This is a genomic window from Nocardioides sp. (genome assembly GCF_029937575.1).
Lineage (GTDB): Bacteria > Actinomycetota > Actinomycetes > Propionibacteriales > Nocardioidaceae > Nocardioides.
The window spans coordinates 1-13,397 of the sequence record NZ_JAPYPS010000068.1; the positions used below are offsets into that span (position 1 = coordinate 1).

Consider the following 13,397-nt stretch of genomic DNA (forward strand, 5'->3'; position numbering starts at 1 on the left):
CCGTGCTTTTAGCCCCGGTGTCGCCCGATCACTCGTGAAATCCCGAGGCTAGTGGCCCGCAGTGGCGCCCTGAACGGTCACGAGCGGTGCCGATTACACTCTCCGGGTGATCTTCAAGCGGGTGGGTGACGGACGTCCCTACCCCGAGCACGGCCTGTCGCAGCGGGCATGGGCCGCCGTGCCTCCGCGGCAGGTGCGTCTCGACGAGCTGGTCACGACCAAGGACACCCTCCAGCTGGCCGCGCTGCTGGACGAGGACTCCACGTTCTACGGCGACCTCTTCGCCCACGTCGTCGAGTGGCACGACGACCTCTACCTCGAGGACGGACTCCACCGGGCGCTGCGCGCGGCCCTGCAGCAGCGCAACGTGCTGCACGCCCGCGTCCACCGGGTCCCGGGAGAGGCACACCCGTGAGTGACCACCGCCCGGGCCGTCCCCAGGTCAACGAAGTCCTCAGCGAGGCCTGGATCGCTCGCCTGCGGGCGGCCGCCACGCTCACCGTGCTGGTGCTCCTGGTCTTCGTGGCCATCCGGGTCGGACTCAACCAGGTCTCCGAACCCTTCCCCGAGTCCCAGGACGCGCCGATCTGCACCACCCTCGACCTGGCCGAGGGCGACGACCTGCGACCCGCCGACGTCACCATCAACGTCCTCAACGCCGGCGACCAGTCCGGCCTCGCCGGGCGCACCCTGAGCGACCTGCAGGACGGCGGCTTCGGGATCGGCGACGCCTCCGACGCACCTGACGACGTCGAGTCCGTGGCGAACGCGCAGATCTGGTCGCCCGACGGCACCACGGCCGCCGTACGACTCGTGCGGAGCTACCTCCAGGGCAAGGTGCGTGTCGTCGACCGCGTGGGCTCCTCGGCCGGCCTGACCGTCGTGGTGGGCGGCAACTTCAGCGGCGTCAAGGAAGGCCGCGCGAAGGTCAAGGTGAAGGTCGACCAGACGACGTGCGTGCCGACGATCACCGAGTCCACCGACCTGCCGATCCCCTGACCGGCCCTCACGAGGGGCGCCGGGCGCCTGCTACTCGTCGAGCCACTGGGCGAGGCGGCCCCGGGCGCTGACCTCGCGCAGCCGGCCCTCGGTGGCCTCCCGCAGCCTGCGTGGGGTGACGACGAGCAGGTCGTCGCCGTGACGCAGCACCGTGCGCGCCTCGGGCACCAGTGTCTGCTCGTCACGGATGACCAGCGAGACCGAGGCGCCCTGCGGCAGCCGCAGCTCGCCGACCTCGACGCCGTGCAGCTTCGAGACCGGGCTGATCGTGATCTGGAGGAGGTCGGCGGCGACGCGCTCGAGCGGCGCCGCCTCGAGGTCGAGGTCGCGCGGCTCGGAACGCCTCGCGACGCGGAGCACGCGCGCGACCGTGGGCAGGGTCGGGCCGGTCAGCAGGGTGTAGACGACGACGATCACGAAGACGATGTCGAAGAGTCGCTCGGCTCCGTCGACCCCCTCGGACAACGGGATGGTCGTGAGCACGATGGGGACGGCGCCGCGCAGCCCTGCCCACGACACGAAGGAGAGCTCGCGCCAGGGCATCGGTTGCACCACCGAGCTGATGGCCACCGAGATCGGTCTGGCCACCAGGGTGAGGATCAGGCCGGCGACGATCGCGGTCCCGACGGTGGACAACGAGAGCCTCCCCGGCGACAGCAGCAGCCCGAGCATCACGAAGAGGCCGATCTGCGCCAACCAGGCCACACCCTCGGCGAACGACTTCGTCGCTCCCCGGTGGGGCAGCTCGGAGTTGCCGAGCACCAGCGCGGCGACGTACACGGCCGCGAAGCCACTGGCGTGGAGGGCCGACGCGGAACCGTAGGCGAGCAGGGTCAGCGTGAGGACGGCGAGGGGGTAGAGCCCCGAGGACGGCAGTGCCACACGACGCATCAACCACGCCCCGCCGAAACCGACGCCCAGACCAGCGGCGACCCCGGCGACCAGCTCGAAGACGATGACGCCGACGGTGCCGAGGATCCCGTAGTCGGCCACTGCGCCGGTCGAGATGAGCGTGACCAGCACGACGGTCGGCGCGTCGTTGAGACCCGACTCCGCCTCGAGCGAGCCGACGAGGCGCTGCGGGAGGGGGACCACCCGCAGCACCGAGAAGACCGCCGCCGCGTCCGTCGGCGAGCAGACCGCCCCCAGGAGGACCGCGAGCTCCCAGGGCAGGCCCAGGACGTAGTGGCCGCCCACGGCCATGATCGCCACCGACGTGGCGACCCCGATGGTCGCCAGGGAGAACCCCAGCCGCATCGAGGGTCTCGCCTCGCGCCAGTTGGTGGTCAGCCCGCCCTCGGCGAGGATCAGGAGCAGGGCCGCGAACCCGAGGGAGTGCGCGAGCTGGGAGTCCTCGAAGCCGATCCCGACACCGGACTCGCCCAGGGCGACGCCCATCAGCAGGTAGATGAGCAGGCTGGGCAGTCCCGCGCGCGAGGAGAGGCGCACGGCGAGGATCGCCAGCATGGTGACGGCAGCGCCGATCAGAACGAACTTGTCGAGCTGTTCGACGTCGAAGGACACTGTCACCTCGCTGCTGGGGTGGCGGGTGCTGAGTCTATCGGCGAGCGGGCCGACGCCGTACGCCGGCGTGGCGGGTGGGACGCGTGTGCCGCACGGGTCCTGCGGGGCCTCCCTCGCAGGACCCTCGAGCTACCGGGGAGCAGAGCCGGTGCGGCTGCGTGACCACGCCGCGATGCCCGCATCGACCACGTCGGCCCGGCGACCGCGCTGGTCCAGGTCGCCCAGCGGGACCCACTCGGCGAAGTCGGTGCTGCCGCCCACCTCGACGGTGCCGAGGCTGCCACCGGTGATCGTGGCGTCGAAGAGGACCTTGACCGCCTTGTAGGGCTTGTCGGATCGCTTCGTCCCGTTGCGATGGCCCCAGGCCTGCGTCGTCAGCGGCCGGCCGACCTCGACCTCGTAGCCGGCCTCCTCGTGGACCTCGCGCACCACGGCCTCCTCGAGGCTCTCGTCGTACTCCACCCCACCGCCGGGCAGGCTCCACCCCGGCTCGTGGCGACCCTCGCCGTTGTACCAGGTGAGCAGGATGCGCTGGTGCTCGTCGACGATGACGGCGTAGGCCGCGACCCGGGTGTCGTACTCGGTGAAGTGCACGAGAGCACGCTACCGGCGGGCGATGCCCGCGGCCCCGTCGCGGGAAACTGAAACATGTTCTAGATTTGTCGGGTGAGCACCGCACCCAGCAAGGGCACCGTCGTCCCCGAGACCGTTCCGGCGTCCTCCCTGCCGCCCGACACCCCGTCGTACGACGTGGTGGTCGTCGGCTTCGGGATCGCCGGCGGCTGCGCCGCCCTCGAGGCCGCGCGCACCGGCGCCCGCGTGCTGCTCCTCGAGCGGGCGGCCGTGCACGGCGGGACGTCGTCGATGTCGGGCGGGCACTTCTACCTCGGCGCCGGCACCGCGGTGCAGCAGGCCACGGGTCACGATGACTCGGTCGAGGACATGTACGAGTACCTCGTCGCGGTCTCCAAGGAGCCGGAGAAGGACAAGATCCGCGTCTACTGCGAGGAGTCGGTCGCCCACTTCGACTGGCTCGAGATGCTCGGCTTCGCCTTCGAGCGCTCCTACTACCCGGAGAAGGCCGTGATCCAGCCCGGCACCGAGGGCCTGATGTTCACCGGCAACGAGAAGGTCTGGCCCTTCAAGGACGCCGCCCGACCGGCGCCGCGTGGCCACAAGGTGCCGGTCGCCGGCGACACCGAGGGCACCAAGATGGTGATGGACCTGCTGCGCGACAGGTGCGACGAGGCCGGGGTCGAGGTGCGCTACGAGACGGGTGCGACACGCTTGGTCGTCGACGAGTCGGCCGCGACCGGGCCGGCCGTCGTCGGCGTCGCGTGGAAGTCGTTCGAGCAGGCCGGCTACGTGCGCGCCGGTGGCGTCGTGATCGCCGCCGGCGGGTTCGTGATGAATCCCGACATGGTCGCCGAGCACACCCCCGCCCTGGCCCAGAACCTCTTCACCCTCGGCTCGACGTACGACGACGGGCTGGGCATCCGCCTCGGGCAGTCGGTCGGGGCCGAGCTCAAGCACATGGACGAGCCGTTCATCACCGCCCCCGTCTACCCGCCCTCCCAGCTGCTGACCGGGATCATCGTCAACCGGGCCGGCGAGCGGTTCGTCGCCGAGGACTCCTACCACTCACGCACCTCGCAGTTCGTGATGGAGCAGCCCGACTCCGCGGCGTACCTGATCGTCGACAGCGAGCACGTCGAGTACCCGAAGTTCCCGCTGGTCCCGCTCATCGACGGCTACGAGACGCTCGAGGAGCTCGAGTCGTCGCTCGGGCTGCCGACCGGCTCGGTCGCGACGTCGCTCGAGCGCTACAACGATCACGCCGCCCGCGGCGAGGACCCCGACTTCCACAAGGGCGTCGAGTGGCTCTCCCCGCAGGGCACCGGGCCCTGGGCGGTCTTCGACCTGCGGCTCGGCAAGGCGATGTACGCCGGCTTCACGCTCGGCGGGATGCGGGTCACCGTCGACGGCGAGGTCCAGCGGCCCGACGGGTCCGTCGTCGTCGGGCTGTACGCCGCCGGGGCCTGCGCCTCCAACCTCGCCCAGGACGGCAAGGGGTACTGCTCCGGCACCCAGCTCGGCGAGGGGTCGTTCTTCGGGCGGCGGGCGGGGCGGGCGGCCGCGGTGACCCGTTCACCGGCTGACCGGTGAATGCAGCACTTGGACGATGTCCGGTTAGCGTCCAAGTGCGTGTTTCACCGGCCAGCCGGTGACTCGCGAACGACTAGCCTCGCCCCGTGAACCGTCTCCAGGCCGCCCAGCGCGCCAACGTGCCGCCGTTCCACGTGATGGACCTGCTGACGGCCAGCGCCGAGCGCGCCCGCACCCACGGAGACGTCCTCAACCTGCTCGCGGGCCAGCCGAGCACGGGCGCGCCCCGACCCGTCAACGCAGCAGCCATCCGGCTGCTGCAGAGCGGCGACCCGCTCGGCTACACCCCGGCCACCGGGATCCGCGAGCTGCGCGAGGCGATCGCCGGGCACCACCGGCGCACCTACGGCATCGAGGTCGACCCGGACGAGGTGGTCGTGACGACCGGGAGCAGCGGCGGCTTCCTGCTGGCGTTCCTCGCGGCGTTCGAGCCCGGTGATCGCGTGGCCATCGCGCGGCCCGGCTACCCCTGCTACCGCAACGTGCTGACGGCGCTGGGCTGCGAGGTGGTGGAGATCCCGGCCGGGCCGGCGAGCCGATTCCAGCCGACCGTCGACCAGGTCGCCGCGCTCGTCGACGACGCCGCGGCCGGCGGACTCACGGGCCTCGTCGTGGCCAGTCCGGCCAACCCCACCGGGACGATGCTGCTGCCCTCCGAGCTGGCCGCGCTGGCGTCGTACTGCGAGGAGGCCGGCGTCCAGCTGATCAGCGACGAGATCTACCACGGGATCGAGTACGCGCCCCTGGCTCCCGGGGGCGAGCGACTGGCGCGCTCGGCGTGGGAGACCAGCCGCGAGGCCGTCGTCTTCTGCTCGTTCTCCAAGTACTTCTCGATGACGGGCTGGCGGATCGGCTGGATGCTGGTGCCCGACCACCTGCGACGAGCGGTCGACGTCCTGACCGGCAACTTCACGATCTGCCCGCCCGTGCTCGCACAGCGTGCCTGCCTCGCCGCCTTCTCCGAGGAGTCGTACGCCGAGCTCGACGGTCACGTCGAGCGGTACGCCGCCAACCGGCGGCTGCTGCTCGACGGGCTCCCTCGCCTCGGGGTCACCGAGCTCGCTCCGGCCGACGGCGCCTTCTACGTGTACGCCGACCTGGGCCACCTGCTGGGCGGCCACAGCGACTCGATGGCGTTCGCGCATCGCCTGCTCGCCACGACCGGGGTCGCCGTCGCAACGGGCATCGACTTCGACACCGTCGACGGGGGCCGGTTCGTGCGCTTCAGCTTCGCCGGCTCCGGGGGCGAGATCACCGAGGCGCTGGAGCGGATGGCGCCAGTGCTGCTGGCCGGCTGACGACGCTCCGACGGCTAGCCGAGCGTGCCGATCGGCGCCGTCGGCTCGGCGACCCCGATGTCCTCGACGAACTTCTTGCGGATGAAGCCGTTGCGGATCCGCTGGGGGTGGTTGCCGACGGAGATCGTGTCCACGATCTTGGCCTTGCGGTAGGAGATCCGGGAGATGTCGTCAGAGCCGCTCCAGGAGATGTAGCAGTACTTCCCGTCCCAGCTGGGGGTGACCCAGTAGGGCTTGAGGCCGCCCTTGAGCAGACGCGTGCGCTTGAAGGACTCGGCTCGCACGATCGTCGCGTAGTCGCTGTTGGTGCCGGCGACGCAGATCCGGCTGCCCCTCGGGTTCATCGCGATGCCGTGGTGGGCGGAGTCGAGGACGTAGGCCTCGCGCGGGACGTTCGGTGCCAGGTCGGGCAGACGCTTGACCCGGGTGATGGTGCTCGTACGGCGGTCGAACTCGACGAAGCCGTGGAAGAAGGAGAGCTGGAAGTAGATCTTCTTCTCGTCCGGCGAGAGCGTCAGCGGTCGCACCGAGATCGAGACCTTGTCGAGCCCGACGGCATCCAGGGCCTTGCGGACGTTGTAGCGCTTGATCACCTTCAGGGTCTTGGCGTTCACGACCTGCAGCACCCGCTCACCCTCGAGCGGGTCGGGGATGTCGGGGTTGTCGAGCGGGCTGTAGACGGTGCCGATGCTCGCGTGCAGGATCTTCTTGCCGCCGTCGATGTAGACGCTCTCGTGCGGCGAGCCGCCCGAGCGGAACTTCCCGACCTGCTTGCCGTCCTTGATCCGCAGCACGTGGACGACGTTGCCGGTCGACGCGCTGACCACGACCCGCTTGCCGTCGGGCGAGACCGCCATGTGGTCGGAGCGGACGCCGTCGACCTCGAAGCGCCACACGATCTTCTTCGTCTTGAGGCTGATCGCGACGACGTCGGCGAACGACGGCCGGGAGATGACCACGAGCCGGCCGTTGTTGGAGGAGTACATGTCGTCGACGAACTGGTCGTTGCCCTCACCGATCAACGCCCGGATCGCGAGGAAGTACGCCAGCCGGTAGGGGTTGGTGGCGATCTCCTGCATCCGCTCGTCGTAGTCGGGCACGACGTCGATCCGGCCGAGGCGCTCGAAGGAGCCGGGCGCGACGAGGTCCGCCGTACCGTCCCAGTTGTTGCCGACGAAGACCACGCGTCGGGTCCCGCGGGCCGGGTCACCGGTGGGGCCCGGGCTGACAGTCCCCACCGAGCCCTGCGCCACGCTCGAGGGGAGGTCCCCCGCAGCTGCCGAGGCCGGTAGCGTCGGTCCCGCTCCACCCGAGAGGGTCGCGGCCACCACCGCGGCGCTCAGCGCGGCCGGCAGGCCGCGTCTCCACATGCTTCGCCCCATGGCGAGACTCCCTTGTACTCGTCGGACTGCGCCCATCCTGCCTTGCCGGGCGTTTCGGCGGGACCGAAGCTGGGAAAGCAGCCCGGGAGCCCCGGCCCGCCGCCCCCGGACCAGGCATCACCCCCCAGCATCACCGACCAGCAGCCAAGCGACGAGGAGTGAGATGTACGGCGACCCCGACGTGCTGCGCTCACAGGTCGACGACCTGCGCGAGCAGGCACTCGACGTCCGCAGCCTGGCTGACCAGCTGGTCGCCCGCACCGAGGGGCTCGGCTGGTCCGGGCGTGCCGCCGAAGCGATGCGGCTGCGGGTCACCGAGCGCGCCGGACACCTGCGCGCGGCGGCCGCCGAGCACGACGCCGCCGCCGACGCCCTGCTCGCTCACGCCCAGGAGGTCGCTCGGCTCCAAGAGGCCATCCAGGACGTCGAGCAGCGGGTGCACGACCTCGTGGCCGAGGCGGGCACCCGCCAGTCACGTCGCGACCTCGACCCTCAGGCACCGGGCGGGGCCGCCTCCTCGGACCCGACGGCCGACGACGACCGGCTCGTCCTCGCCTTCGAGGCGCCGCCGCCGGGTCACCGGGACTGGCTCTCGGCGGAGGTGCCCGGACTGTGAGCACGATCGACCTCACCACACCGAGCCCACCGCCGGAGAGCCTGCTCGACGCCCTCCCGCGCCGCGTCTCGTTGACCCTGCCGGAGCTCCAGGAGGTGGCTCGCCGAGCCGGTGACGCACCCCTCCCGTTCGACATCGTCGCGCCCCCCGAGACCGACGCCCTCGAGGCCCGGCTCGGCGCCAGTCGCGGGACCTCGGAGGACGAGGCGTACGGCGCCGTGCTCGCCGCCCTCCACGACCCCGTCGAGTCCCTCGTCCGTCGCGGGCTGCTGACCGACGACGAGCCCGCCCGGGCCACCCTCGACCAGGGGCTGGCCGGCGCGGTCGGCCTCCTGGCCACACCTCGCGTCGCCCTCGACCTCGACCTCGCGGTCGACGCCGGCACGCCGCTGCAGGTCAAGGCCTGGCACCGCCAGGCGGGGGACGCCGTGGCCACGCTGGCCACGTGCGACGGCATCGTCTTCGAGCTCGCGTGGTTCCCGACCTCCGCGTGGTCCGCCGAGCTGGCTCGGGTCGCCGTCCTCCCCGAGGACCTCGCCGCACGCGAGTCGCGCGTGCCGGCGTACCTCGACCTTCCCTTCGAGCTCGCCGACGCCGCCGTCGAGGCAGGCACGACCGGCCGCTCCGACCTCGTGCAGGTGCTCACGTCACGCCACGAGGGTGGCGTGCGCGACGGGGACGGTCGCGCGTTGCCGGAGGCGGAGGTCTCCGGAGTCCTCGCGGCGCTCGGCACCGAGAGCCAGGGGCGCCTGCGCGCGATGGTCGCCGACGTCTCCCGAGCCTCGACGACCGTGGTCGGCGTGCGCTCGTGGCTCCTGCTCTCCGACGGGTGGCGCAGCCTGCACAGCCACCACCGGGACGGGCTGCCGTGCGTGGAGGTCCGAGCCACCGAGCCCGCCGACCTGGCCGCCGACCTGGCCCCCGTGCTCGCGGAGGTGATGGCGTGACCTCGCCGCACACCGACGACACCGGGACCGACACCGGGACCGGCGTCTCGGCTGGGACCGGCCCGTCCCCCACGGCCTCCGAGACCACACAGGCCGCCGTCCTCGCCGCCGTGGCAGCCGAGCGTCGGGAGCGACCCCAGAGCGACCGAGAGGCCGCGGACCGGGCGGACTCCTACGACGCGATGATGCGCCTGGCCGGCCTCCTGGACGACTCGGGCGAGGAGCTGCGGCAGCGCTCCACCCTGGGCGCCGTGATCACCCGCGGCTCGTCCTTCGTCGACTCCGCGCCGCTGTCCCCGCGCACGCACGAGGAGGCCGAGGACCGGATCCGGGCCGCCACCACCGGCAAGCACGGCCTGTTCGCTCGGTCGATCGAGCTGGACGCCGACGCCCTCGTCCTGCGCGCCACCGTGCTGACCTACCGATGGATCGACGAGCTCCAGCAGGCGGCCTTCGAGACCCTGGGCTCCATCGCAGGTCGCGCCATCGGCTATCTCGCCCCCGAGGTCGCCCTCGGCGGTGCCATCGTCTCGGCCGGCCTGATCGAGACCGACGCCTTGGACCGCGACCGGGTCGCGGCGTACCTCTCCGAGCTCGCCGAGTCCAACCCCGAGCTGATGGAGCACGTCACGAGCGGTGGCGGCGGCCTGCTCGACGGGCTGCAGATGCGTTCGCTGCTCACCGCCGGCGTGCTGGCCGGCGACCCGACGCGGCGGGCGGCGGGCGGCGGGCTGCGGGCCATCGGGGTCGAGCCGTTCGGCGTGGGTGCCGATGCTGCGCTGCGCGACGTCGCCGTCGGCGTGGTGACCGGCGACGTCGACCAGACGCTGTCCGCGAGTGACCCCGACCGGACGGACGGCACCGCGCCGCGCGACCTGACGTCACTGCTGAGTGAGCTCGAGGCAACCACCGCGCCGGTCGTCGTACGGCGTGTCGCGGACGCCCGCTACGTGGTGTTCCTGGGCGGCTCGCCCGTCGACGACACCGCGCGGCGGCTCGTCACCGGCGACGCCTCCGGCTACGCGGCGTCCGTCGTGCGCTGCATCGGCGAGGCGGTCGAGGGCGACGACGTCCGGGTGATGCTGGTCGGCGCCGGCCAGGGCGGCGTGACCGCGGCCGAGGTCGCCGCGACCGGACCTGACTCGGGTCCTGCGGCTGGGTCCGGGTCACGCTTCACGATCGACCAGGTGGTCACCGCCGGGGCACCCTCGGCACACGTGCCCCGCATCCCAGCGCCCACCCGGGTCCTGTCGCTCGAGGACCGCTCCGACCCGGTGGCCCTGCTGGGGTCGCTGTTCAACGCCGGCTCGGACAACCGGGTGACGGTCCTCTACGACGGGGAGCCCGATGCTGCTCCGGGCAGCGCCGTCCGCGCGGGGCGCGTCGCCGACGCGGCCACCCACCCCGAGCTCGTCGCCGAGCTCGAGCGGATGCGGGGGCTGGGGTTCCTGGGCGGCTGACCTGCCAGAGCGGCACAATTGTGGAGTTGTGGCAGGATCTCGGCCGCGAAACGTGCCACAACGGCACAATTGTGCCGTTCGGACAGCCCCTCACAGCGCCAGGTCGTGCACGAACTCCGCGAGCTGGGTCAGGTTGCGGCACTCGACCATGTCGACGATGTCGCCGTACGCCGGCGCCGCGGAGTCGCCGGTGCCCCAGTGTCTCCGGTGCTCGGGGTTGAGCCACCACGCATGGCGCACGGTGCCGGCCATCTCCTTGAGGACGTCAGCGGCGAGGTCGGAGTAGTTGGAGCGCGCGTCGCCGAGGATGAGCAGGGAGGTCTTGGAGCCGATGGCGTCGGAGTGCTCCTCGACGAACTTGGTCAGCGCCCGCCCGTAGTTGGTGCGCCCCCACAGGGCCGCGTGCGCCGTGCTCGCGGCCAGGTCCGACATCACGTCGACCACGTCGGCGCCGGGCTTGAAGTGGTGGGTGACCTCGTGGACGTGGTCGATGAACGTGAAGGCCCGCACCTTCTGGAAGGACTCGCGCATCGCGAAGACCAGCAGCAGGGTGAACTGCGCGAAGTTGGCGACCGAGCCACTGACGTCGCAGAGCACGACCAGCTCGGTGCGGTGCGGTCGCTTGGGTCGGTGGTGGGTGGCGATCGGGACGCCCCCGGTCGACATCGACGCCCGGACCGTGTGCCGGAAGTCCAGCGGCCCGCGCCGCTTGGCGTGGTGCTCCTTGGTCAGGCGCGCCGCCAGACGCCGGGCGAGCGGGTAGATCTCGCGCCGCATCTCCTCCAGGTCGGCCTTGCGTGCCGAGGTGAAGTCGATCCGGTCGATGCTGGGACGCAGCGCGACGTTCGCGACGTGCTCGGCCCCCTTCTCCTCCGCGATCCGGCGCCGGGCGTCGGCCTCGACGGTCGCGGTGAAGGCACCGACCCGGCGACCGGCGGAGCGCTCGGCCTCCTCCTCGGTCAGGCCCTCACCGAGCAGGGCGGCCACGATCCGCTCGATCAGCTGGCTGGGGGCAACGCGCTGCAGGGCGGTGTACGCCGACCACGACGACAACCCGGGCCCCCGGCCGGGCATCGCCCCGAAGCGACCGACCATCTCCGCGGCCAGCTCTTGCAACCGCTGCTCGTCGCCCTGCTCGAGGGCCTCGGCCAGTGCCTCGCGAAAGGCCTCCAGCGCCGCGGCGTTGTCGCGCACCGGCGATCCGTCACCCTCCGAGCCCTCGGTCTCCGCCCGCTGCGCCTCGGCGACGCCGCCACCCACCAGGCGCGGGAAGTAGAGGTCGAAGAGGGCGTCGAACGTCGGGCGCTGCGCCTGCCGCTTGACCAGCGTGGCGGCGTACACGTCGTGCACGATGCTGCGATCGGTCCACTCCACCGACGTCAGCGCGGCGACTGCATCGAGGTCCTCGGCCAGGGAGACCGACAGGCCGGCGCCGCGCAACGCCTCGAGGAAGGCGATGTGCCGGTCGAGCAGCCCACTTCGAGCCGCCGCGGGGTCGGTCATCGACCCAGCCGGAGCTCTTTGACCGCGCGCGCCTGGTCGGAGGAGTGCTTGAGGATCACACCGAGGGTGTCGGTGATGGCCTTGTCGTCGAGGTCGCCGATCTCCAGGGCGACGAGGGTGCGCGCCCAGTCGACGGACTCCGCGATCGAGGGCGCCTTCTTGAGCTCGAGCTCGCGCAGCCGGGCGATGGTGGCGACCAGCTGACCGGTCACCTTGTCGTCGAGGTCGGGCACCTGCGAGGCCACGATCTCCCGCTCGCGCTCGGCGTCGGGGTAGTCGAGGTGGAGGTAGAGGCAACGGCGCTTGACGGCCTCGGAGAGCTCGCGGCTCGCGTTGGACGTGAGCACGACGTACGGGCGTCGCGTCGCCTCGATCGTGCCGAGCTCGGGGATGGTGACCTGGAAGTCGCTGAGCACCTCGAGGAGCAGCCCCTCGACCTCGACGTCGGTCTTGTCGACCTCGTCGATGAGCAGCACGGTGGGCGTCTCGCGCCGGATCGCGGTCAGCAGCGGCCGGGTGAGCAGGAACTCCTCGGCGAAGATGTCGTCGTGGGTGGCCGCCCAGTCCTGGTCGTCCTGGCTGCTGGTGGCCTGGATCCGCAGGAGCTGCTTCTTGTAGTTCCACTCGTAGAGCGCACGCGCCTCGTCGAGGCCCTCGTAGCACTGGAGGCGGACCAGGTCGGCGCCCGTGGCTCGCGCGACGGCCTTGGCGAGCTCGGTCTTGCCGACCCCGGCGGGACCCTCGATGAGGAGCGGCTTCTCCAGGGCTCCGGCGAGGTACGACGTGGTCGCGGTCGTGGCATCGGCGAGGTAGCCGGCCTCGTGCAACCGGTCGGAGGCGTCGGCGGGCGTGGAGAACCAGGTCATGTCCACATCCTCCCACCAGCTCGTGGCGCGCGATCTTCGCACCGACCCGTGACCCGATCCCGCTCGGATCGTTGACCAGTCGTCTCGGTGTCGCACCTGTCCGGGCCGGTCGGCGCCAGCCGCCCACTCCCCGCACCCGTTCCTGTCCGACGCCCCGATCGAATCCCACCGACCCGCCTGGAGGCCGCCATGAAGCACGCGCTGAGGCGTGTCCGGCCGCGCCGCGAGCACGCCGTACCGGCCGCCACCGCCGTGAAGTGCGCTGTCGTCGCGACGTTCGCGTTCCTCGCCGTGAGCGCCGCCGGCACCACGACCGACGGCGTGACGGCCGCTCAGGACGTCACCGCGCCGCCCGCGGGCGAGGCCCGCCTGGGCAAGCTGATCGAGCGCCACGACTGCTCGCCCACCGGGTTCGGCGCCGACGTCATCCCCGGCTCCTCCCTCGTCCTGCAGGACAACAAGGTCAAGCACGTCTCGTTCGACGAGGGCTGGGCCGTCTACACCGGCGACGAGGCCGGCACCCTGCTGGCCGTGTGCCGCGTCACCATGTGATGCCCTGAGCCGGCCGGCGAGCCCGGCCCGCGGCCACGGGCCGGCGCCCTCTCCCATGATCCGGTCCACGAGGACCCAGGATGC

Annotated in this window: 13 protein-coding genes; 8 read left to right on the top strand and 5 right to left on the bottom strand. The window is 71.9% G+C overall.

What is annotated here, in order from left to right; genetic code table 11:
- Positions 1 to 106 precede the first annotated feature (106 nt).
- A complete protein-coding gene (locus Q1K33_RS17355) occupies positions 107 to 415 on the top strand; it encodes a type II toxin-antitoxin system VapB family antitoxin (RefSeq protein ID WP_300406000.1) in 309 nt (102 codons plus the stop codon).
- Positions 412 to 999 (top strand): LytR C-terminal domain-containing protein, encoded by a 588-nt coding sequence (locus Q1K33_RS17360; RefSeq protein WP_300406001.1) that lies wholly within the window; start codon positions 412 to 414, stop codon positions 997 to 999. Before Q1K33_RS17355 ends, Q1K33_RS17360 begins: the two co-directional genes overlap by 4 nt.
- A 30-nt stretch (positions 1,000 to 1,029) precedes the next feature.
- Here the strand turns inward: Q1K33_RS17360 and Q1K33_RS17365 are convergent, their stop codons facing one another.
- Together Q1K33_RS17365 and Q1K33_RS17370 are read right to left on the bottom strand one after the other, a co-directional pair.
- Complete coding sequence (locus Q1K33_RS17365) at positions 1,030 to 2,523, bottom strand: potassium/proton antiporter (RefSeq protein ID WP_363319746.1); 1,494 nt, start codon at positions 2,521 to 2,523, stop codon at positions 1,030 to 1,032.
- 129 nt (positions 2,524 to 2,652) lie between these two features.
- The gene (locus Q1K33_RS17370; protein ID WP_300406002.1) at positions 2,653 to 3,117 is read right to left on the bottom strand and encodes an NUDIX domain-containing protein; all 465 of its coding nucleotides are present in this window, start codon (positions 3,115 to 3,117) and stop codon (positions 2,653 to 2,655) included.
- Positions 3,118 to 3,189: 72 nt separating this feature from the next.
- Between Q1K33_RS17370 and Q1K33_RS17375 the strand changes: the two genes are divergently transcribed.
- The gene (locus Q1K33_RS17375) at positions 3,190 to 4,689 is read left to right on the top strand and encodes an FAD-binding protein (RefSeq protein WP_300406003.1); all 1,500 of its coding nucleotides are present in this window, start codon (positions 3,190 to 3,192) and stop codon (positions 4,687 to 4,689) included.
- An 86-nt stretch (positions 4,690 to 4,775) separates the two neighbouring features.
- The gene (locus tag Q1K33_RS17380; protein WP_300406004.1) at positions 4,776 to 5,987 is read left to right on the top strand and encodes a pyridoxal phosphate-dependent aminotransferase; all 1,212 of its coding nucleotides are present in this window, start codon (positions 4,776 to 4,778) and stop codon (positions 5,985 to 5,987) included.
- Positions 5,988 to 6,001: 14 nt separating this feature from the next.
- Here Q1K33_RS17380 and Q1K33_RS17385 read toward each other — a convergent pair whose 3' ends face one another.
- Positions 6,002 to 7,357, bottom strand: a complete 1,356-nt coding sequence (locus tag Q1K33_RS17385) for a serine/threonine protein kinase (protein WP_300406005.1) — start codon at positions 7,355 to 7,357, stop codon at positions 6,002 to 6,004.
- Positions 7,358 to 7,532: 175 nt separating this feature from the next.
- On the opposite strand from Q1K33_RS17385, the gene Q1K33_RS17390 reads away from it, so the two are divergent.
- Genes Q1K33_RS17390 through Q1K33_RS17400 form a run of 3 tightly spaced genes read left to right on the top strand, consistent with a single transcriptional unit; the run spans position 7,533 to position 10,392 of the window.
- Positions 7,533 to 7,985: a hypothetical protein gene (locus tag Q1K33_RS17390; RefSeq protein WP_300406006.1), complete on the top strand. Its 453-nt coding sequence runs from the start codon at positions 7,533 to 7,535 to the stop codon at positions 7,983 to 7,985.
- The gene (locus tag Q1K33_RS17395; protein ID WP_300406007.1) at positions 7,982 to 8,932 is read left to right on the top strand and encodes a hypothetical protein; all 951 of its coding nucleotides are present in this window, start codon (positions 7,982 to 7,984) and stop codon (positions 8,930 to 8,932) included. The genes Q1K33_RS17390 and Q1K33_RS17395 overlap by 4 nt, the downstream gene beginning before the upstream one ends.
- Positions 8,929 to 10,392, top strand: a complete 1,464-nt coding sequence (locus tag Q1K33_RS17400) for a hypothetical protein (protein ID WP_300406008.1) — start codon at positions 8,929 to 8,931, stop codon at positions 10,390 to 10,392. The genes Q1K33_RS17395 and Q1K33_RS17400 overlap by 4 nt, the downstream gene beginning before the upstream one ends.
- A 90-nt stretch (positions 10,393 to 10,482) precedes the next feature.
- On the opposite strand, the gene Q1K33_RS17405 is transcribed toward Q1K33_RS17400, so the two are convergent.
- Both Q1K33_RS17405 and Q1K33_RS17410 read right to left on the bottom strand, forming a co-directional pair.
- Positions 10,483 to 11,895, bottom strand: coding sequence for a VWA domain-containing protein (locus tag Q1K33_RS17405; RefSeq protein ID WP_300406009.1), 1,413 nt, complete (start codon positions 11,893 to 11,895; stop codon positions 10,483 to 10,485).
- Positions 11,892 to 12,767: a MoxR family ATPase gene (locus Q1K33_RS17410; RefSeq protein ID WP_300406010.1), complete on the bottom strand. Its 876-nt coding sequence runs from the start codon at positions 12,765 to 12,767 to the stop codon at positions 11,892 to 11,894. The genes Q1K33_RS17405 and Q1K33_RS17410 overlap by 4 nt, the downstream gene beginning before the upstream one ends.
- Positions 12,768 to 12,950: 183 nt before the next feature.
- On the opposite strand from Q1K33_RS17410, the gene Q1K33_RS17415 reads away from it, so the two are divergent.
- The gene (locus tag Q1K33_RS17415; RefSeq protein WP_300406011.1) at positions 12,951 to 13,313 is read left to right on the top strand and encodes a hypothetical protein; all 363 of its coding nucleotides are present in this window, start codon (positions 12,951 to 12,953) and stop codon (positions 13,311 to 13,313) included.
- Positions 13,314 to 13,397 lie beyond the last annotated feature (84 nt).